Source organism: Nitrosomonas supralitoralis (assembly GCF_003011925.2).
Taxonomy (GTDB): domain Bacteria; phylum Pseudomonadota; class Gammaproteobacteria; order Burkholderiales; family Nitrosomonadaceae; genus Nitrosomonas; species Nitrosomonas supralitoralis.
Genome location: NZ_PXXU01000034.1, coordinates 17369 through 36972, shown reverse-complemented (window position 1 = coordinate 36972; position 19604 = coordinate 17369). Strand labels below are relative to the sequence as shown.

Genomic DNA, 19604 nt, shown 5'->3' with positions numbered 1-19604 from the left:
TCGGTACAAATTTTAGTATTTGTGAAAATATCGTATTATAATGTGACATGGCCTTGTTTTCTATGTTGGTTCAACAAGTTATGAGCAAACTTATTATACCAATTCAGGGCAAATCAGGCCGCCTCAATTAGATGTTAACGGGACAGTAGTGAGTTTAAATGAAAAATATTTTTACGAACAATCTGTGCTTTGGTTTAACCAAGAGATACATCATGAATGCAAAAAAACACTTATCCTGCTGGCAATAACCGGAATATTTTTTTCAGTGGATGTATGGCGACACCTTATTATGGTGGCTCGGGATATTATCGAAATACCGTCTACGGTTACGGGTACCAATCGCCTAATTACATAAATTCAGGCTACATCAGGATGCAAAGACACTTTATCGGTGGGAATAGACATATGGACAGAAGATATAAACACTCCATTGGCGGGCATAGGCACATGAATGGCGGACATAATATCAGAGGGCATCACCGAGAAGGAGAACATCACCGAAGAGGAGGTCATCATCGCTAATAAAAATAAGTAAAATGCATTTTTATCAAAAATTGTAGAAAATGTGAACAAACTCCTTAAAAACCAGGTGGAGCATTGCTCTCGCCAACCGGTTTTTATCGGTCATTTTGACAACTCAAACACTGCAAAGCAAGTATCATGAGAATAATGGTTCTGGTACAGTAAAAAAGGGGTTTTTACTAATCTGGAATATCCATTATAAAACTCACTTACTGAGTTGCAATAAAGCATCACATCATTATCGGCAAGGTATCTTGTATACGCTCGTAGAGCCATTAATTTGCAGGTGAGCCTAGCCCCTGGCGGTTAAAATCAAACTTGAAAATGATTAAACTTTAGAAGCACTCTCAACTTGAACTTGCATATCTTAAAATTCGCTTCCAATAATTGTGAAATCTGCTATCTTTGCTCATGATAAGTGGTAGATGTTTCATCTTAATGCTAATCACTCAATAAACCAGATTGCTGATGTAGCGCACCTCATGATAATTTCTAGAAACTGTCTTTTGTCTTGCATCTGTCGTGTTTAAAACAGGAAGGTTTTAGATTCTCAGATGGCAAGATATAATATTTATTTTTTGCGGATTCATATGAAGCTTTTTTTTGTATTATTGCTAGCATGCCTTGCAGTTTCGTCAGTATCTGCACAGCAGCAAAATATTTCCGTAGCTGCTAAAGCTTTTATGCTCTCAGATTTTCAAACGGGACAAGTATTGGCCGGACAAAATGTGGACGAACGCATAGAACCCGCATCTCTTACCAAACTGATGACTGCATATGTAGTGTTTTCTGCGCTAAAGCAGAAACAGCTTACGCTGGATCAAACTGTTCCGGTATCCGAAAGTGCTTGGCGCATGATTGGTTCGCGCATGTTTATCGAGCCTAATAAACAAGTTACTGTGGATGAATTAATCCGAGGAGTGATCGTTCAATCCGGCAATGATGCCTGTATTGCCTTGGCCGAAGCCGTTGCAGGCTCGGAAGCAAGCTTCGTGATTATTATGAATAATGAAGCTAAGCGTTTAGGAATGCAAAACACGCATTTCACCAACACCACCGGCCTGCCTGACCCCGATCACTATACAACCGCACATGATTTAACTTTACTGGCAGCTGCTATCATTCGTGATTTTCCGGATTTCTACCCGCTTTATTCATTAAAAGAATATACCTATAACAACATCACCCAACCTAATCGGAATAGGTTGCTATGGATTGATCCACATGTTGATGGTATGAAAACAGGTTGGACTAAAACGGCCGGTTATTGTCTGATAACATCGGCGATACGAGACAAACGACGCCTGATCTCAGTAGTCATCGGCGCCAAATCGGCCAATGCACGCAGTATGGAAAGTCAACGCATACTCAACTATGGCTTCCAGTTTTACGATACGCTGCATTTATACAAAAAAAATGATTCACTTGCCACCATTCATTTGTGGAAAGGCACACAGAACGAGTTGAAAGCCGGATTTGACCGCGATGTTCTTTTTACGCTGCCCAAAGGTCAGGCTGACAAGTTAAAAGCCACCATGGAGTATAAACAACCTCTGATTGCACCTGTTCAACTCGGACAAGAGGTCGGTACGGTTAAATTTACAATTGATGACAAGACTGTTGAAATTTATCCATTAGTAGCCTTGGAAAAAGTTGATTCAGCCAGTTTTCTGGGCCGTGCATGGGATAGTGTAAAATTGTTGTTCAATTAATCCCAACTTAAATCGACAAAAGAATCTCTCATGATATATCTGAACGGCAAGTTTATGCCCATCGAAGAAGCATTTGTTCCTGTGCTGGATCGTGGTTTTATTTTTGGTGATGGCGTGTATGAGGTTATACCGGTGTATTCACGCCAACCTTTCCGACTTACTGCGCATCTTAAACGACTACAACACAGTCTGGATGGCATTCGCTTGAATAATCCATTCAGTAATGATGTATGGAAAAAGATTTTAGAACAGGTCATTATCAATAATGAGGGGGAAGACCAATATCTATATCTGCACATCACGCGCGGGGTCGCTAAGCGTGATCATGCTTTTCCTGAGAATGTTCTCCCCACTATTTTTATTATGAGCAATCCGCTGCTGCAGCCATCTCAAGAATTACTTAAAAGTGGTGCGTCAGCTATTACAGCTGTCGATAACCGCTGGATCCGCTGTGATGTCAAAGCTATTTCTTTGCTACCCAACGTATTGTTGCGTCAACTGGCGGTGGATGTGCATGCAGTCGAAACTATCTTGTTCAGAAATGGATTTCTGACTGAGGGTGCCGCAAGTAACATTTTCATAGTTAAGGAAGAGATTCTATTAGCACCCCCCAAAAGCAATCTGATGCTGCCTGGAATCACATATGATGTGGTGCTTGAATTAGCAGAAGACAATCAAATTCCCTATGAAATCAGAGAAATTACTGAAACAGAGGTAAGTATAGCTGACGAAATTCTGCTGACATCGTCGACCAAAGAAATCATGCCGATCACGTTATTAGGCAACAAACCCGTGGGAGATGGGAAACCGGGAGAATTATTCAAACGTTTGCATGCACTTTATCAAGAATATAAAGCGACTCGCATGCGTGAGCAAGTCACAAATCGATTAACAAATTGATTTAAATTCAAGTTATATTTAATTTTCAGTTATGACAGAACAAGCCTCATTAATCGAGTATCCTTGTGATTTTCCAATTAAGATTATGGGTAAAGCTCAACAGAATTTTACTCAAGCAACACTGGCGATTGTTAAATACCATGCCCCAGATTTCGATGTTACCACTACGGCAATCAAAACTAGCAAGAATGGTACTTACTTAAGTCTCACCTGCACCATTCGAGCCACCTCCAGAACTCAACTGGATTCTTTATATCAGGCATTATCCGATCATCCCATGGTCGCGATAGTGCTGTGACTCTTTATGCACCACCATCACTTACTATCCATGCATGAACAGCGGCACTTTAATATCAGAACTATCGGACTATCGGATTATCTACCAATCTGGCAAGCTATGAGGGATTTCACTCAGACCAGAACTGCTTTAACTCACGACGAAATCTGGTTATTACAGCATTCGCCCGTATTTACTCAGGGCATTGCAGGAAAGGACGAACATTTATTAAACAGTCACGGCATTGGTGTAATAAAAACAGATCGTGGCGGTCAGATCACCTATCATGGACCGGGACAGATTATTGCATATCTGTTGCTGGATATACGCCGATTAAAACTCGGTGTACGCGAATTGGTCAGAAACATGGAAAGCGCTGTGATCGATTTATTGAGGTATTATCACATTAATGCGACGGGGCGAGTTGAAGCGCCAGGTGTTTACGTTGGCAATGCTAAAATTGCATCATTAGGGCTCAAAATCAAGAAAAATTTCTGTTATCACGGCATCGCTTTGAATGTGAATATGGATCTGACTCCATTTTCCTACATTAATCCGTGTGGTTATAGTGGGATGCAAGTTACACAAACTAAAGATCTGGGTATTTCCGATGGATTAGAAATTTTAAGCAACAAGCTAGCAGATCAATTACAAGTAAAACTTCTTAAAGGATAATCAACTTATCATTATGACCACTGATACTCGGCAAAAAGGCGCTGACAAAACCGCACGTAATCCCGTCAAAATAGCACCGCAATCACGCAATGATCTACTGCGCAAACCTTCCTGGATTCGAGTTCGCTCATCCAATAGTGAAAGCTATTACGAAGTTAAGCGACTATTGCGCGAACATAAGCTTCATACGGTCTGTGAAGAAGCGTCATGCCCCAATATTGGCGAATGCTTTGGAAAAGGAACGGCAACTTTTATGATTTTAGGCGACTTATGTACACGACGCTGTCCTTTCTGTGATGTCGCGCACGGCAGACCCAAGCCTCCCGATGCCGATGAACCGTTACATCTGGCGCAATCAATTGCTGCAATGCGATTGAAATATGTAGTGATTACCAGTGTGGATCGTGACGATTTACGCGACGGCGGCGCGCAGCACTTCGTCGATTGTATTCGCGAAATACGTACTCATTCACCAAATACCAAGATCGAAACCCTGGTCCCTGATTTTAGAGGTCGTTTGGAAATTGCGCTGGAGAAACTCACGGCTTGCCCACCGGATGTTTTAAACCATAACCTCGAAACCGTACCAAGATTATATAAGCAGTGTCGGCCCGGCGCAGATTATGCAAACTCATTGAAATTGCTAAAAGACTTTAAAACAGATTTTCCTCATATCCCGACAAAATCAGGTCTGATGTTAGGTCTAGGAGAAACAGATGACGAAATCATGGAAGTATTGTACGATTTGCGCGCACATAATGTGGAGATGTTAACCATCGGTCAATATTTACAGCCCAGTATCGGTCATTTGCCAGTAATGCGTTATGTCACGCCCGAAGGATTCAAAGCATTCGAGCAAGCAGCATTTGCAATGGGATTTAGTCATGCCGCCTGTGGCCCAATGGTGCGCTCCAGTTATCACGCCGATCAGCAAGCGCATGAATCTGGGTTACTTTAGCCGTATAAGTTTTTATACGATTATTTTATAGCTGGAGCTAGGTATTAATAATCTCGAAATCATGCGTTATCTTAACAGTCTGCTTAAGCATAATTGAAGCAGAGCAATATTTCTCAGATGATAAATTAATCGCACGCTCGACCTGGAGTTGCTTCAAATTATTACCCGTGATAATAAAATGCAAATGAATATGGGTAAATACCTTAGGATCAACAAGCGCACGCTCGGCCGCAATTTCCACTACACAATCAGTAATCTCCTGTCGACTTTTTTTCAGAATCAGCACCACATCGAATGTAGTGCAACCGCCTAGCCCCATCAACAGCATTTCCATTGGACGTGGCCCCTGATTCTGACCACCTGCTTCAGGTGCGCCGTCCATCAATATAGAATGACCACTGCCGGACTCGGCCAGGAAACTGACATTACCTTTCCATTTAATACGAGACTCCATCGTTACTCCACTGCAATAATAAAAATTTTCTGCAAACAAAAAGCCGACGCTGTTAGGCGTCGGCTTTTCTGAATTCTGAATGCTTATTACTTCAGTGTCAGGATAAAATCAGCTAACACTTTAGCATTTTCTGGGCTAACATTAGCATTTGGCGGCATTGGGATCGGGCCCCAGACACCATTACTTCCTTTTAAAATCTTTTCTGCTAGATATGCAGATGCATCGGCTTGATCTGCATACTTAGCAGCAACATCTTTCAGAGCTGGACCAACCAACTTTGTATCAACATTATGGCAATTCAAACAACCGCTGTTTTTTGCCAAATCGGCGTCTGCTTGCGCAACACCCGCTAAGAAAAAGGCAGACACAACTACTGCTCCAATTAATACATTTTTCATATCTCTTCCTTATTAAAATTATAAATGAGCTGTTATTCTAACTCGAACTTTACAGACTTGCAGCAATTCCTTTAAGTAAGTGATCTTCAATATCCCATCTGTTGCTCTATATCCTCACATACTTATCATTCCAACTACAAATTCTGATAATACTGCCTTGCTAAGACTTTAGGATAAATTATTTAGTTCCAGCTCAGTTATAAAAAGCTTCGACAAAATTCGCAATAATGCAAAGGATTAATCCGTTATTGCTCCTGCGCTAGCACTTGATACCAGTTTCGCATATTTAGCAAGTACCCCGCGCGAATAACGTGGCTGTGGTGGTTGCCATGATGCACGCCGCTGCGCAAGCACATCATCAGGGACATTCAATTGCAACAATCGCTGTTCAGCATCAATGGTAATTGAGTCCCCCTCCTGCACTAACGCAATGGTTCCGCCGACAAAAGCTTCCGGCGCCACGTGTCCGACCACCATACCGTAAGTACCTCCGGAAAAACGACCATCAGTTATCAATCCGACGGAATCTCCCAAACCTTCGCCAATTAAGGCGGAAGTCGGCGAAAGCATTTCGCGCATACCCGGACCACCTCTAGGGCCCTCATAACGAATCACCACTACATCGCCGGCTTGAATTTCACGCGCCAAAATCGCTGCCATACAAGTCTCTTCCGATTCAAATACACGCGCGGGGCCGGTAATCTGTGGATTCTTAATACCGGAAATTTTTGCCACACACCCTTCAGTTGATAAGTTACCTTTTAAAATAGCGAGATGCCCTTGCGTATACATCGGATTGTCCCATTGGCGAATCACATTCTGATCGTTACGTGGCAAATCCGGGATGGCTTCCAACACTTCTGCAATGGTTTGCCCACTGATCGTGATGCAATCCTCGTGTAACAATCCATGATTCAGCAACATTTTCATCACTTGTGGAATACCGCCCGCTTGATGCAGATCAGCAGTCACATAGCGTCCAGAAGGCTTCAAATCACACAATACCGGCACTTTGCCACGTATCCGCTCGAAATCATCAATGCTCCACTTAACTTCGGCAGCATGTGCAATCGCTAAGAAATGCAGTATGGCATTAGTAGACCCGCCCACTGCCATAATCACCGCAACAGCATTTTCGATCGATTTACGCGTGATAATATCGCGCGGCAGAATTTGTTTTTTGATGGCATTAACCAATACCTCAGCAGATTGCCCGGCACTGATCAATTTATCATCGTCTTCAGCCGACATGGTGGAAGAATATGGCAAGCTCATCCCCATCGCTTCAAAAGCGGACGACATTGTATTGGCAGTAAACATGCCACCGCAAGAACCGGCACCTGGGCAAGCATGACGCTCAATCTGCAGCAATTCTTCGTCATCGATTTTATGCGCGCTGTGCTGCCCTACCGCTTCAAATACGCTGACGATGGTCAGATCCTGATTTTTATAATGCCCTGGCTTAATCGTGCCACCATAGACAAAAATAGCCGGCACATTCATGCGTGCAATTGCGATCATCGCGCCTGGCATATTTTTATCGCAACCGCCGATAGCAATCACGCCATCCATACTCTCCGCCTGCACACAGGTTTCAATCGAATCGGCAATAACTTCGCGCGAAACCAGAGAATACTTCATGCCCTCTGTTCCCATCGAAATCCCGTCCGAGACCGTAATGGTACCGAACATCTGTGGCATGGCACCTGCATGTTTTAATGCCGATTCGGCTTTTAACGACAGTTCGTTCAATCCTTTATTACAAGGCGTAATCGTGGAATAACCATTGGCAACTCCCACAATAGGCTTATTAAAATCCCCATCGTCAAAACCGACTGCACGCAACATAGCACGACTGGGCGCGTGTTGCGTACCTTGGGTAATAGCCCGACTACGTTTATTATCTGGCATGCTTGCTCCTGAATGAGATAAAAATATAATTTATGGCACGGTGTATACCAATGCAATTGGTATAATGCCCGATATTTTACCGCAAATAAGGCCGAAACTATGCTCGTTCACCCGCAAATTGATCCAGTTGCCGTCTCAATAGGACCACTTTCCGTGCATTGGTATGGATTGATGTACTTGCTTGGTTTTATGTTATTCATTTTGCTCGGGCGATATCGCATCAAGCACAATCCTCGTACCGCATTTACCTATGAAATGCTTGACGATGCGCTATTTTACGGCATGCTTGGTGTTGTTCTAGGCGGAAGATTGGGGCATGTACTATTCTATCAATTCGGTTATTATCTGGATCATCCACTACATATTTTCGCTATCTGGGAAGGCGGCATGTCATTTCATGGTGGTTTTCTAGGTGTCTTCGTTGCGATGATATTGCTCTCCCGCAAATATAAATTACCATGGCTTGCAGTAACTGATTTTGTAGTTCCTTTGATTCCGCCTGGATTAGCCGCAGGGCGCATTGGAAATTTCATCAATGGTGAGTTATGGGGGCGACCCACCGACGTTCCGTGGGGCATGGTTTTCCCATATGTTGACGAACTCCCCAGGCATCCTTCTCAGTTGTATCAATTTGCGCTTGAAGGCGTTGTATTGTTCATTTTCGTCTGGATTTATTCAGCCAAACCACGCGCAACCGGCGCAATTACTGGCGCTTTTATGATTGGCTATGGAGTTTTACGTTCATTCGCGGAATTTTTCCGTGAGCCGGAAGACGGCTTCATGGGCGTACTGACTTTAGGGATTACAATGGGGCAATGGCTTTCGATTCCAATGATTCTGGCGGGAATAACAGCAATTATGTGGTCAAAACACCATACCAGTCATGCTGAGCCAGGTATCAACTCACGAAAACGCAAGAAGAATTAGATGTTTGACATCTAATGGTTTCCATTAGTTGAAAAACAGGGTTTCCCCAATATACTTCTTACACGAAGTGCGGCTATTATGATGTCAATCATACTCGCTGGAGGAACTGACCATGAAAACGCAAAAATCCCTACGATTAATATTAACTTTGGCGTTAAGTTTTACTGCTTCGTCAGTATTCGCAGTGGAAGGTATTGATGACAGCAATCATACTGCATTGGCAGAATATTATGAAATTATTGCTAAGGAAACCGAAGCAAAATTACAACAAAATAAAGCAGCACTCGAAGAGTATGAAATGCATCCATATTACTATGGTAGACAAGGTCAAGATTTCAGGTCGCATACAGTCGCGAATATTCGCGAATACGAGGCAGTGTTGGAAGAAAGCATGAATAATGCAGAACTGCATAGAGAAATGCTAATGGGGCATGATAATTCAGCCATAAACAAGGCCAGAATTAATCTAGATCAAGATACATCAGTAATCAGATGATTTCAGAAACCACGCGGTAGGATCTGCAAGGATCCAATAGAGAGCTCACAGCCGTCAGAAATTAGACGGCTGTTTTTTATTCAACTATCGATTTTTCATTTAGTTGATTATTATTTTAATATACTCAGCACCATGATCCCTTCATGAATATTTTTTCATCACGTTCACGTATTTCCAAGGACTAAGCGCTTAGCTGGAAACCAGATATTAAACCGACTGCCTTTACCCACCGTACTGATAATTTCGAGACGCGCTTCATGTCTGTTCAAAACATGCTTAACAATTGCCAATCCCAGTCCTGTGCCGCCCGTTTCTCTTGATCGGCTGTTATCAATACGATAGAAACGCTCTGTCAAGCGCGGAATATGCTCCGACTCAATCCCGATTCCGCTATCTTGCACAAAAAACAACCCTCGATCATTGTACTTTTCCCAACTAATCTTTATTTCGCCACCGTCGGGAGTATAACGAATCGCATTACTGATCAAATTTCCAAAAGCACTGCGCAATTCCTCCTCGCTCCCCAGGAGTTGATCTTGCGAGGCAATGGTTAATTTGATTTGATGCCGACCTGCACTGAGGGATTCCGCGTCTTGCAAAAGATCTTGCGCCAACCTAACCACATTCACTGTTTTATCGGCTACTATATTCTGCTGATTCTCAAGACGTGACAAAATCAATAAATCCTCAATCAACCGCTGCATGCGAGTTGTTTGTTCAGTCATTAACACCAAGGCACGCTTATTGAAACCGGCATTAACATTATCATCAGCGGATAGCGTCTCAAGAAACCCACCGATAACAGTTAGCGGTGTGCGTAATTCATGCGAGACATTAGCAATAAAATCACGACGCATCGTTTCTATTTTTTCAAAACGTGTAATATCTCGACTGATCAAAAGTTTCTGGTTATAACCGTAAGGCACCAACTGCAACGAAATAATCTGACCATACAACCTAGTTTGCTTTATCACCAATGGCTTACTATATTGACGTGCTGCCAGATACTCGACAAAAGGTATTTGCCTAACAAGATAGGTAATTTGCTGACCGATATCCAAACCTAGACTGATGCCTAAGTGCTGTTCCGCAACGGGATTACACCATTCGATGCGATCACTCTTATCGAGAATGACAATACCATCGGGCATGGCAGAAGTGACACTTTGCATCCGCTCTAAGGCAAGGCTCAGAATTTCCTGGCTCTGACTATGCTGACGCACGTAACGCGCCAAATGCGCAAATACTTCATCCCAAGCGCCAGAACCAGCTGGGATGCTTTTAGAAGAATGGTCAGAAAGCTGTAACCAGCGTTCTAGTAGAACCAAATGACGAATATGATGAAAGGCGATCCATAACATAGCCACGCTGAAAAAAATCAGTGCCTTCACAGCACCAAAAATCATCCATAGTAACGCTGCAATAAAAACAAGAAAAAGAATGTTTGATGAACGTCGCCAGATATCAGACACTTAAATAAAATCCTACATTAAACCGATTTTCTGAGAACATTCTGTTTGAATTGATACTTTAAAAATTTACTGACTCAATCTGCAGAATCATAACAATATACATCACCAGTTAAGTCAATCACTTTTATATTCTTATCACCATGCGGCACGGATATAATCATATTTCTGTATTTGAGTCTTTAATGGGCACTTCGGTAACTGCAGAGAACCGATATCCTGCTCCTCTGACGGTTTGTATCCAGTTGTCTTTACCGGTCCATTGCAAAGCTTTCCGTAACCGGCGGATATGCACATCAACAGTACGCTCTTCGACAAAAACATGATCGCCCCATACTCGATCTAATAATTGACTACGCGAATACACACGTTCCGTATGTGACATCATAAAATGTAACAAGCGATACTCCGTAGGACCCAGTTCAATTTGTTTATTCCCGTCCGTGACGCGATGATTGACCGGATCCAGCCTCAATCCATCAATTTCAACCACTTGCGCTGAAGCCTCTGGGACTAATCGACGCAAGACCGCATTTATTCGTGCAATCAATTCACGCGGCGAGAAAGGCTTTGTCACGTAGTCGTCCGCACCTATTTCCAAGCCGGTTACCTTATCCGCTTCTTGAGTTCGTGCTGTCAGCATAATAATCGGAATAAGGCGAGTGCGTTCATTACACCGAAGCACTCGTGCAAATTCTATTCCGGTCATATTCGGCAGCATCCAATCCAGCAAAATCAAATCAGGCAATACTTCATGGATGATCGCCATTGCTTTCTCTGCATTTTCGGCACAAATACCTTCGTATCCCGCTTGTTGCAAATTATAAACAATCAACTCCCGGATTGCCGCCTCATCTTCCACGATTAGTATTTTTGCGCTCATGAGTGTACCCTGTATCAATTAATTTTTTGCACAGTTTGCTACAATGGAGCCATCAAATATCTTTAACTCATCAAATTAAATACAGATCATGGCTGGCTTGACTAAAAAAACACCTCGTCCGACTGAAATCAAGTTTCACCAGAAATCAAGAATGTTGGATATTGCTTTCTCTGATGGCAAAACTTTCCAATTTTCATGTGAATTTTTGCGTGTTCATTCACCTTCAGCCGAAGTGAGTGGCCATGGTCCGGGGCAAGAAGTGCTGCAAACTGGCAAGAAAATGATCAGTATCAGCAAAATCGAACCTATTGGTAATTATGCCATACAACTCAATTTCACCGACGGCCATAATACCGGACTTTATTCATGGGATCTGTTGTATAACTTTGGCCTTAATCAAGATACAATGTGGCAAAGCTATCTGCAGCGCATGGAAGAAGCCGGCGCTAGTCGCGAACACGAAATTAAACCTCAAAGTATGAAACACTCTTGCGAATAACAAGTTTTATACAATCTTCTACACGCTTTATCAAACTCAATTGAAATTATTCTCATGACTAAAACTACTCACTTTGGTTTTAATACTGTTGCAGAAGATGAAAAGGCAGGCAAAGTTGCTGAGGTTTTTCATTCTGTCGCAGAACGCTACAATTTAATGAACGATCTCATGTCAGTTGGACTGCATCGATTATGGAAACGCTTTGTCATTGAAACCAGCGGCATAAAACCTGGTGACAAGGTATTGGATATTGCCGGAGGTACGGGAGATTTAAGCGTATTATTTTTGCAAAAAGTCGGGAAATCTGGACAAGTCTGGCTAACAGACATTAACAACTCCATGCTTTCCATCGGGCGTGACCGCCTGATTGATGCAGGCACACCAATTCCGGTTGCGCAGTGTGACGCCGAAAAATTACCTTTCCCAGACAATTATTTTAATTGTGTCAGTGTGGCTTTTGGGTTACGGAATATGACCCATAAGGATATCGCAATGAAAGAAATGCTGCGTGTCATAAAACCAGGCGGAACAGTTCTTGTGCTGGAATTCTCCAAAATTTGGAAGCCACTGCAACCAGTCTATGATACCTATTCATTCAAATTACTACCGGCCATGGGAAAAGCAATAGCTAATGACGCGGAAAGCTATCAATACTTAGCGGAATCCATACGCATGCATCCTTCACAAGATGAGTTAAAAGAACTCATGGAACAGGTTGGCTTTGAACGCGTAGAATATTTTAACCTGACTGTAGGCATCGTGGCGCTCCACCGGGGATATAAATTTTAATTTTTTATGTACCCTTCGCTATTCGCTTAATCAGATGAATGGCCAGTCTGTAATAATAGAGTTTAAATCAATTTAAATTTAGCGCATGTAAATAAAATCCTAGTCTTGTTTCTTGTTTTGATTGCGACCAAAAAACAGAATCCCAAAGCCCCAAAGACAAAAAATATACTAATACCATTACTTTCAAATACTTACAACATTTCTATAAAAGCGGATGCTCATTATTGATGTTGTCTTGATACGACAATGGTTCCCGCATGCGCACCGACTAAGGTTTTACAGTAGAGCGTCACATCATAACCATCTGTACCTGCTGCGATATGCATAACGAATGGTTATATACCCCAGAACCTTGTATAAACTTCGCTAAAGAACTGTATGTTGTGTGCTATCTTTGTGGGTCGACACTTGATTGCGAGTACTTATTGGTAGTACAACTGGTACCTTTATAAACGATTATGCTTATTTTGGATGAACTGGTTTTCATATCTCTGACTTGCGCTTCGAGATAGAATGGCGCGCCATTGCCATCGCAGCGTCAAAACAAGCGATTTGATAAAAATCAATCGCTGCAGCCAAGCCTGTTGAACAACCACCCGCTTGATTATGCGCTGAAGTCGTGCCGACATGAGCCACCATCAAGCCAAAAAATGGAATAAGTATTCCTTTTAAAGTTGATAAATTCACCGTTTATTCCCTTAAAGAAACTTTCTACCACTCAACTTAACCCGAGTGATCATCAAATTTAACTTTACAATTCCGCCAAAATCTTAAACAATTTATTTTATGCCCATTTTTTGCATTAAATCCTTTAATATCTGGAGATTAAGCATTGTTTCGCTAAGTTAACATCTGCTCGCAGCATCATCATTCTCAATTATGCAAATGACTCGATCTGTCACCAGATCGGAAGTCGAATTTGCCCTTCTTTTTTGAGCAAAAAAATCATAAGTTATGGCTGCTATAAAAATAATAAATCTCGCGCGTTACCGTCTGTATTGTTTGTGGTTGGGATTCGACACTCGCAACACAAATCCGGTAACGCTCTCACTTTTAAGCATCAACAGCGATTCGATTGATAAGGATATTGATTATTGCTGCTGTTTTGACGTGACACTGGTGCCAGTATGCACACCACCGGAAGTTTTACAGTGGAACGCCACATCATAACTATCCGCGCCTGCTGCCGTATGCATAACGAACAGGTTGTATACGCCAGAACCTTGTATAACCTTTACTAAAGGACTGTATGTTGTGTCGCTATCCGTAGTGTCAACACTAAATTGTGCGCACTTGTTGGTCGTGCAACTAGTCCCTTTATACGCGAGTATGCTCACTTTAGAGGTACTGGCCGTCATATCCTTGACTTGCGCTTCAAGATAGGATGGCACACCGTTCCCATCATCAAAGCAAGTAACTTGGTAAAAATCAACCGCCGCAGCCAAACCCGTCGAAAAACTTCCTGCTTGGTTATCCGCCGAAACTGTGCCCACATATATCGCCATGAATCCAAAAATTGAAACAAGCATCTCCTTTAAATTTGAGAATTGCATCATAAATCTCCTAAAATTTTTTTTTGCCATTCGCTTTAATTAAAGCGAACATCAGATATCGTCTTATAATCTCGCTACAACGTAAACGGCTTATTAAATACCGTTATCCTGAACCTGATTATGTGCAGCTAAAAATTCGAGCTTCATGGCAGCTAGATCCTTAATAGCTTGAGCTTCATCTTCGTCTTCAATCACTTGCTTCAGCAATGCCGCGCTCCTTTCGTCGACTCCCAGGCTATCCAATGCCATTAAACGCACTGAAAGTTCAGTATCTTGCAAAGCTTGCTCAAGTACAACAAATAGATCGCCGCAGCCTTGTTGCGCAAACGCATAAACTGCTTGGCCTCTGACATTTGGATCGGAATCTTGAATCGCGGCTTGTAGAATTTTTTGCACGACTTCCGCGTCAATCAAGCCTTTCACGGCCAATTGCGACAATGCACTTACTCTTCTCGCGGGGTCATTTGATTGCGAAAGCTTAACGATCGATTTAGTAAAACCAGCATCCGGTTCCAACGCATCACCATGCACCGCCATGCAATAAATTTGGATGGAATCCATGCTGGAACCTAAATTCACTTTCGCACTATCGGCAAACACATGATTTGTAAATCCAGCCACGCTCATAAAAAATATAACGAACTGTATGATTATCTCGCTCTTATAGTTTGGTAATTTCAACATCATTGCTCCTCAAAAATTAGGAGATGAACAAGAACTCCCACACTGTCCATCTCCTCTTGCAAATAAAAGTTAATACATTGCCACTGCACTTAGGGCTTTGGCCAAACTTGTACACCTTTCTTGTTTTTGATTGGCATATCACGATTAATCTGCGCGGCGGATGGGACTAAGTCAACTGCGTCGCCTGCAACTGAACAACTGCCAGGAAGTGGATTTTTAACGAGATCACGAGTTACCGTATAAGAGGCAGGAGAATCAAAACCATGCAATCCGGGGCCGTCATAATCAGAGCCTACCGCAGGTGTCCATAGATTTAGCTTGCCTTCGGCAAAACCTGATATCGGTGTTGGTTTACAAATATCCGCAACTGGTATAACTATTTTAATGCTCGAAGCACAAGAAGTCGGTTCAAACAAAACCGCACCCGCTCTGAATTTAAGATAGCTTGCATAATGGTCTGGCATTTTGCCATTATTCACATAAAATCCTACTACATTACCGTCTGCGTTAGTCTTTTCATCTTCCGCTTTAAAAACACTTGGATCCAATACTTTCTGAAACAAATTTCCCCAGTTTGCAACGTGCACATCGATCGTGTCGGATGAAACCGTGCCATTAACTTTGACAATTGAATCAACACCATCAGGAAAAACCACTGAGCTTTTAGTTACGAAAGTATTATCTCCGCAACCATGAGAAATAACTACATTGTTAGTAATTCTGACTCCTTCAATCCCCACAGGAATTTCCAGACGAGTATGCGACAATACATTTTGTGAGAAGCCCAGCAGCAGAGCTGCCGCTAGGGCGGTATGGGTAAAACACTTGAATTGTTTTGTTAACATGTTACAAAGACCCCTTTTTAACTTATTAATAGAATGATTTATATTTTTCTCACTAAAGTTGCCTTTTGAGGTGGATCTCAAAGGGCAACTGAAAGCCATTCTTTTCTCTCATCCCTGGAAACCTTTACTCCCTGAAGAAAAGAACTTATTTCAGTGCGCGATATTATTTTTCTTATCACGTAAATGCAATGTGGCAAATTGTCGCAGCCTAATTGCCTGTCACTAAAATAAAAAAACCCCGCAGCACGCTGCGGGGTTTTACTGCGCTTTATTATCCACTGACTGTTTATTGTCTATACCCTCAAGGAAAGAAGATAAACCTCCAGAGATAAAAGCGTTCGCACCACAAGAGACTATTCAACGAGACATCATTTAAAAAAATCGCCAGGAGGTAGATAGCAACTTCTTCAGGAATGGATAGTATTGATTAAGCAACTGAAAAACAATGTGACAAATTGCCGCAGTCCATCATTTACGAAATATGATACATCTCAGATACGCATATGAATTGTTACTCAACAATCAGTTAGCGAAACTTAACCGGAATCATTTAAGGTTAGTTTTATCATGGCTGCGACAATTTGCCACATTACCAGTATCAGATTTTTTACTTACAATTCCAAATGATTAATGCAGGCTAATAGATATCACCAATATTCTGAAAAGATTAATTGGAGCCGCATTATTATCAACTAGCGCGTTCTATAACAAACCCACTGAAGAATTTATAAAAATAATTACAAGAATATGAGAATTAAAATTAATCGACTAAGAGCTGCGATGCAACTAACCATACTGGCTTTGGTATTCTCATTTAGTTTGAATATTTTTGCAGAAAATGATACGAAAACATCTTCCGCAAGCAAAAATTGTTATGTGCTTTCTGCCAAGCGTGTATTTGACGGCTTCGATTTACATAAGAATGCAGCTGTCTTGGTTAATGGCAATAAAATTGTTCAAGTTGGCGACCCAAGCCAATTGAATAGATCCTGCAGTAGGAAAATGAAATTGGGTAATGCGACCATTCTGCCTGGTTTTATTGAATCCCATGCGCACATTACATTTCAGAATATTCCCGGCGATAAAGTATTAAAGCATGGCATAACAACTGTTCGGGATACCGGCGGACCGTTGCTAAAACCCATGGGAGGCAACGGTACGTTACGCATACTGAGTGCCGGCCCCATCATCCAGGCAGTGGATGGATATCCATTGAATCTTTTCGGCAACCATGGAAATGAGACGCCAAGTAGTGATAAATACGGCACCATTGGTGTTGCAGTTGCCACCATTGAGGAAGCAGAAAAGGCCGTAATAGATTTGGTAGCAGGTGGTTCAATGTTAATCAAAATTGCTTTGGAACCCGGTGGTGAAACCGGTGCACCTTGGATGTCAAGTCACGGTCATGCGGCACCCCCGCAAACACCATGGCCGTTACTTTCTTTGGATATCGTCAAGGCGATAGTAACCAAGGCGCATTCATTAAACCGGAAGGTAGCCGCACATGTCGGTGAAAACACTGGAGTAGAACTAGCTCTGGATGGCGGTGTCGATGAATGGTCGCATATACCTTGCGCAGAAATTAGCGACGACTTGTTACAACGTGCGGTTGAGCAAAACGTAACCTTTGTAACTACGGTGGATTCCCTGTCCGGTTGCACCGGCATTCACGCCAATACACATAAGCTTGCGCACATCATGTCTCACAGTACAGATTCGAAATCAAAATTTATCTATGGATCAGAAATTGGCCACGACAATGTGCCTTGGGGTATCAACGGAGAAGAGATGGTTCTAATATTGAATCTGACCAGTCCCGATGGAATTGACTTTGGTGATGTGCTGAGGGTATTCAAGTCAGTAACTTCTGAAGCGGGAAAACATTTGGATAACCCGTTGCTTGGTACATTGCTGAAAAATGCCCCGGCAGACATTATCGCCGTTCGCGGCAATCCGTTCGAACGATTCAAATTGCTGTAATATCCCGACCTGGTCATGTCCGGTGGTCGCATCATCATCAACGAATTCATAAAAAGCAAGATAAAACACTAAACTAAAACTATGAATCCTTCACCTTCAACTATTTTTGGCAAAGCCTGGTTGTACTGCACTGTATTTCTGACCGGTGCGGCAGTCATGGTTATTGAGTTGCTGGGCACACGGCTGATCGCGCCTTTTTACGGCGCCAGCCTTTACGTCTGGACTTCACTCATTGCAGTCACACTGATCGCACTGGCTCTTGGCTATTATCTGGGCGGAATATGGGCTGACCGAGCACGGTCTGGATTATCCCTCATCATCGCAACAGCAGGACTATTAACACTTATCATTCCCTGGCTGGCAGGGCCGGTTTTACTGGCCACAGATCCGTTTGGTTTGCGCCTGGGCAGCTTTATCAGCACACTGATCCTATTCTCACCCAGTTTGATGATGCTGGGCATGGTCGGGCCTTTTGCAGTTAAATTATCCACCTCTGCACTGGCTAACGTGGGCGCCAGTACGGGTTCTATTTATGCGGTCAGCACGGTTGGCAGCGTGATCGGCACGCTGTTTCTCGGTTTTTATCTATTTCCACTGATCGGATCTCGTGAAATCTTCATGGGCCTGGGGATTGCGCTGTTGATACTGGCGATGGTGGTGGCCGGGATTGAGCGCAAATATTTAAAATCCACTACGGTCATGGTACCGACAACCATATTAATGCTGATGGGTTTTGGTTTATATCCGCAAATCGCCAATTCCGTGCAAACAGAATTCAGTGACATCTTTCAAACTCGATTCGAACGTGAAAGCTTGTACGGCTGGGTACGCGTAATCGACAAACCCAAGGAAAATATTCGTTTGCTTACCGCAGATGCTTCAACCATTGGTGCCGCCAGTATCAGTCATGGAGAAAATCTCCTCATCTACCAGAAAATCGTGGCGCAAATTCCTTTCCTCGCGCCGAACATAGAGAAGGCCTTATTAATTGGCCAAGGTGCTGGACACATGGTCATGACTTTGAATAAGGCCGGCATTGTCACGGATACGCTGAAAATTGATCCAGCTATTGCCGAGGCGGCCAATCAGTACTTCCGCTATATACCGACGGGACAAAGAATCATCGGAGATGCGCGTTATGAGATTCGCCAGCTCAAAGGCTCCTATGATTTAATCATTTTGGATGTCTTCACTGGTGGCACCGAACCCACGCACCTATTGACGATTGAAGCATTAGCCCAATTGCACGGCCTGCTTGCAGATCACGGGATCCTCACACTGAATTTTGTTTCGTTCCTGGACAATGGTCAGAATGCGGCGTTGGCCTCTGTTTCGAAAACATTGGCACAGGTCTTCCCGTATCAACAAGTATTCATTTCCGATCCGGGTGAAAATTTCAATGATTTTATTTTTCTCGCAACAAATCACGTTATCAATTTGAATGATGATTCAATACCTTTCTCCAATCACACTTGGCTAAAACAGCGACTGTTAGATATCGATACAACATATGGAGCGATTCTGACCGATAATCTCAGTAATCTCGAATTGTTACAAATCCGCAAATCCGAACACTATCGACGAATGATCGTTGATTCAATCGGCGTCAATCATTTTATTCGTTAAGCGCATTTAATTCTATCAGTGAGAACTTCACATGCACTAGATAACA

20 protein-coding genes are annotated in these 19604 nt (G+C 42.6%); 11 read left to right on the top strand and 9 right to left on the bottom strand.

The window, feature by feature from the left end:
* Nucleotides 1-1112: 1112 nt before the first annotated feature.
* The 5 genes from C7H79_RS11365 to lipA are packed head-to-tail and all read left to right on the top strand — an operon-like array spanning nt 1113 to nt 5044.
* Nucleotides 1113-2234: a D-alanyl-D-alanine carboxypeptidase family protein gene (locus C7H79_RS11365; RefSeq protein ID WP_106707384.1), complete on the top strand. Its 1122-nt coding sequence runs from the start codon at nt 1113-1115 to the stop codon at nt 2232-2234.
* A 30-nt stretch (nt 2235-2264) separates the two neighbouring features.
* Complete coding sequence (locus C7H79_RS11360) at nt 2265-3134, top strand: D-amino acid aminotransferase (protein ID WP_106707382.1); 870 nt, start codon at nt 2265-2267, stop codon at nt 3132-3134.
* Nucleotides 3135-3165: 31 nt separating this feature from the next.
* Entirely contained in the window at nt 3166-3432 is a 267-nt protein-coding gene (locus tag C7H79_RS11355) for an HP0495 family protein (RefSeq protein WP_106707381.1), read from the top strand.
* Nucleotides 3433-3438: 6 nt separating this feature from the next.
* Nucleotides 3439-4086, top strand: a complete 648-nt coding sequence (lipB, locus tag C7H79_RS11350; RefSeq protein ID WP_106707380.1) for a lipoyl(octanoyl) transferase LipB — start codon at nt 3439-3441, stop codon at nt 4084-4086.
* Nucleotides 4087-4099: 13 nt separating this feature from the next.
* Entirely contained in the window at nt 4100-5044 is a 945-nt protein-coding gene (gene lipA, locus C7H79_RS11345; RefSeq protein ID WP_106707379.1) for a lipoyl synthase, read from the top strand.
* Nucleotides 5045-5081: 37 nt separating this feature from the next.
* Here lipA and C7H79_RS11340 read toward each other — a convergent pair whose 3' ends face one another.
* The 3 genes from C7H79_RS11340 to ilvD all read right to left on the bottom strand — a co-directional run bounded on the left by C7H79_RS11340 (nt 5082) and on the right by ilvD (nt 7807).
* On the bottom strand, nt 5082-5498 hold the full coding sequence (locus C7H79_RS11340) for an OsmC family protein (RefSeq protein WP_106707378.1): 417 nt from the start codon (nt 5496-5498) through the stop codon (nt 5082-5084).
* Between the two features lie 86 nt (nt 5499-5584).
* Entirely contained in the window at nt 5585-5896 is a 312-nt protein-coding gene (locus C7H79_RS11335; protein WP_106707377.1) for a c-type cytochrome, read from the bottom strand.
* A 237-nt stretch (nt 5897-6133) separates the two neighbouring features.
* Nucleotides 6134-7807, bottom strand: coding sequence for a dihydroxy-acid dehydratase (gene ilvD, locus C7H79_RS11330; RefSeq protein WP_106707376.1), 1674 nt, complete (start codon nt 7805-7807; stop codon nt 6134-6136).
* A 99-nt stretch (nt 7808-7906) separates the two neighbouring features.
* Here ilvD and lgt point away from each other — a divergent pair, with 99 nt between their 5' ends.
* Together lgt and C7H79_RS11320 are read left to right on the top strand one after the other, a co-directional pair.
* Nucleotides 7907-8734, top strand: coding sequence for a prolipoprotein diacylglyceryl transferase (gene lgt, locus C7H79_RS11325; protein ID WP_106707375.1), 828 nt, complete (start codon nt 7907-7909; stop codon nt 8732-8734).
* A 112-nt stretch (nt 8735-8846) separates the two neighbouring features.
* Entirely contained in the window at nt 8847-9230 is a 384-nt protein-coding gene (locus tag C7H79_RS11320) for a hypothetical protein (RefSeq protein WP_106707374.1), read from the top strand.
* Nucleotides 9231-9394: 164 nt separating this feature from the next.
* On the opposite strand, the gene phoR is transcribed toward C7H79_RS11320, so the two are convergent.
* Together phoR and phoB are read right to left on the bottom strand one after the other, a co-directional pair.
* On the bottom strand, nt 9395-10702 hold the full coding sequence (phoR, locus tag C7H79_RS11315; protein ID WP_106707373.1) for a phosphate regulon sensor histidine kinase PhoR: 1308 nt from the start codon (nt 10700-10702) through the stop codon (nt 9395-9397).
* A gap of 157 nt (nt 10703-10859) precedes the next feature.
* On the bottom strand, nt 10860-11582 hold the full coding sequence (phoB, locus tag C7H79_RS11310) for a phosphate regulon transcriptional regulator PhoB (protein ID WP_106707372.1): 723 nt from the start codon (nt 11580-11582) through the stop codon (nt 10860-10862).
* 88 nt (nt 11583-11670) lie between these two features.
* Between phoB and C7H79_RS11305 the strand changes: the two genes are divergently transcribed.
* On the top strand, nt 11671-12081 hold the full coding sequence (locus tag C7H79_RS11305) for a gamma-butyrobetaine hydroxylase family protein (protein WP_106707371.1): 411 nt from the start codon (nt 11671-11673) through the stop codon (nt 12079-12081).
* Nucleotides 12082-12135: 54 nt separating this feature from the next.
* Nucleotides 12136-12870: a bifunctional demethylmenaquinone methyltransferase/2-methoxy-6-polyprenyl-1,4-benzoquinol methylase UbiE gene (gene ubiE, locus C7H79_RS11300; protein ID WP_106707370.1), complete on the top strand. Its 735-nt coding sequence runs from the start codon at nt 12136-12138 to the stop codon at nt 12868-12870.
* Between the two features lie 483 nt (nt 12871-13353).
* On the opposite strand, the gene C7H79_RS11295 is transcribed toward ubiE, so the two are convergent.
* The 4 genes from C7H79_RS11295 to C7H79_RS11280 all read right to left on the bottom strand — a co-directional run bounded on the left by C7H79_RS11295 (nt 13354) and on the right by C7H79_RS11280 (nt 15952).
* Nucleotides 13354-13557, bottom strand: coding sequence for a hypothetical protein (locus C7H79_RS11295; protein WP_106707369.1), 204 nt, complete (start codon nt 13555-13557; stop codon nt 13354-13356).
* Between the two features lie 404 nt (nt 13558-13961).
* Complete coding sequence (locus C7H79_RS11290; protein ID WP_147383596.1) at nt 13962-14426, bottom strand: hypothetical protein; 465 nt, start codon at nt 14424-14426, stop codon at nt 13962-13964.
* Between the two features lie 90 nt (nt 14427-14516).
* The gene (locus C7H79_RS11285) at nt 14517-14984 is read right to left on the bottom strand and encodes a HEAT repeat domain-containing protein (RefSeq protein WP_172592421.1); all 468 of its coding nucleotides are present in this window, start codon (nt 14982-14984) and stop codon (nt 14517-14519) included.
* Nucleotides 14985-15196: 212 nt separating this feature from the next.
* The gene (locus C7H79_RS11280; protein WP_106707366.1) at nt 15197-15952 is read right to left on the bottom strand and encodes a hypothetical protein; all 756 of its coding nucleotides are present in this window, start codon (nt 15950-15952) and stop codon (nt 15197-15199) included.
* 780 nt (nt 15953-16732) lie between these two features.
* Here C7H79_RS11280 and C7H79_RS11275 point away from each other — a divergent pair.
* Together C7H79_RS11275 and C7H79_RS11270 are read left to right on the top strand one after the other, a co-directional pair.
* Nucleotides 16733-17932, top strand: a complete 1200-nt coding sequence (locus C7H79_RS11275; protein WP_106707365.1) for an amidohydrolase family protein — start codon at nt 16733-16735, stop codon at nt 17930-17932.
* A gap of 81 nt (nt 17933-18013) precedes the next feature.
* Entirely contained in the window at nt 18014-19558 is a 1545-nt protein-coding gene (locus C7H79_RS11270) for a fused MFS/spermidine synthase (protein WP_106707364.1), read from the top strand.
* Nucleotides 19559-19604: the final 46 nt, after the last annotated feature.

Coding starts and splice junctions, on each gene's coding strand:
- ubiE (WP_106707370.1), top strand. CDS start 12,136: ATGACTAAAACTACTCACTTTGGTTTTAATACTGTTGCAGAAGATGAA.
- C7H79_RS11355 (WP_106707381.1), top strand. CDS start 3,166: ATGACAGAACAAGCCTCATTAATCGAGTATCCTTGTGATTTTCCAATT.
- C7H79_RS11365 (WP_106707384.1), top strand. CDS start 1,113: ATGAAGCTTTTTTTTGTATTATTGCTAGCATGCCTTGCAGTTTCGTCA.
- C7H79_RS11335 (WP_106707377.1), bottom strand. CDS start 5,896: ATGAAAAATGTATTAATTGGAGCAGTAGTTGTGTCTGCCTTTTTCTTA.
- C7H79_RS11290 (WP_147383596.1), bottom strand. CDS start 14,426: ATGATGCAATTCTCAAATTTAAAGGAGATGCTTGTTTCAATTTTTGGA.
- C7H79_RS11320 (WP_106707374.1), top strand. CDS start 8,847: ATGAAAACGCAAAAATCCCTACGATTAATATTAACTTTGGCGTTAAGT.
- lipA (WP_106707379.1), top strand. CDS start 4,100: ATGACCACTGATACTCGGCAAAAAGGCGCTGACAAAACCGCACGTAAT.
- lipB (WP_106707380.1), top strand. CDS start 3,439: ATGCACCACCATCACTTACTATCCATGCATGAACAGCGGCACTTTAAT.
- C7H79_RS11340 (WP_106707378.1), bottom strand. CDS start 5,498: ATGGAGTCTCGTATTAAATGGAAAGGTAATGTCAGTTTCCTGGCCGAG.
- C7H79_RS11280 (WP_106707366.1), bottom strand. CDS start 15,952: ATGTTAACAAAACAATTCAAGTGTTTTACCCATACCGCCCTAGCGGCA.
- C7H79_RS11360 (WP_106707382.1), top strand. CDS start 2,265: ATGATATATCTGAACGGCAAGTTTATGCCCATCGAAGAAGCATTTGTT.
- phoB (WP_106707372.1), bottom strand. CDS start 11,582: ATGAGCGCAAAAATACTAATCGTGGAAGATGAGGCGGCAATCCGGGAG.
- C7H79_RS11305 (WP_106707371.1), top strand. CDS start 11,671: ATGGCTGGCTTGACTAAAAAAACACCTCGTCCGACTGAAATCAAGTTT.
- C7H79_RS11285 (WP_172592421.1), bottom strand. CDS start 14,984: ATGGATTCCATCCAAATTTATTGCATGGCGGTGCATGGTGATGCGTTG.
- ilvD (WP_106707376.1), bottom strand. CDS start 7,807: ATGCCAGATAATAAACGTAGTCGGGCTATTACCCAAGGTACGCAACAC.
- C7H79_RS11270 (WP_106707364.1), top strand. CDS start 18,014: ATGAATCCTTCACCTTCAACTATTTTTGGCAAAGCCTGGTTGTACTGC.
- C7H79_RS11275 (WP_106707365.1), top strand. CDS start 16,733: ATGCAACTAACCATACTGGCTTTGGTATTCTCATTTAGTTTGAATATT.
- lgt (WP_106707375.1), top strand. CDS start 7,907: ATGCTCGTTCACCCGCAAATTGATCCAGTTGCCGTCTCAATAGGACCA.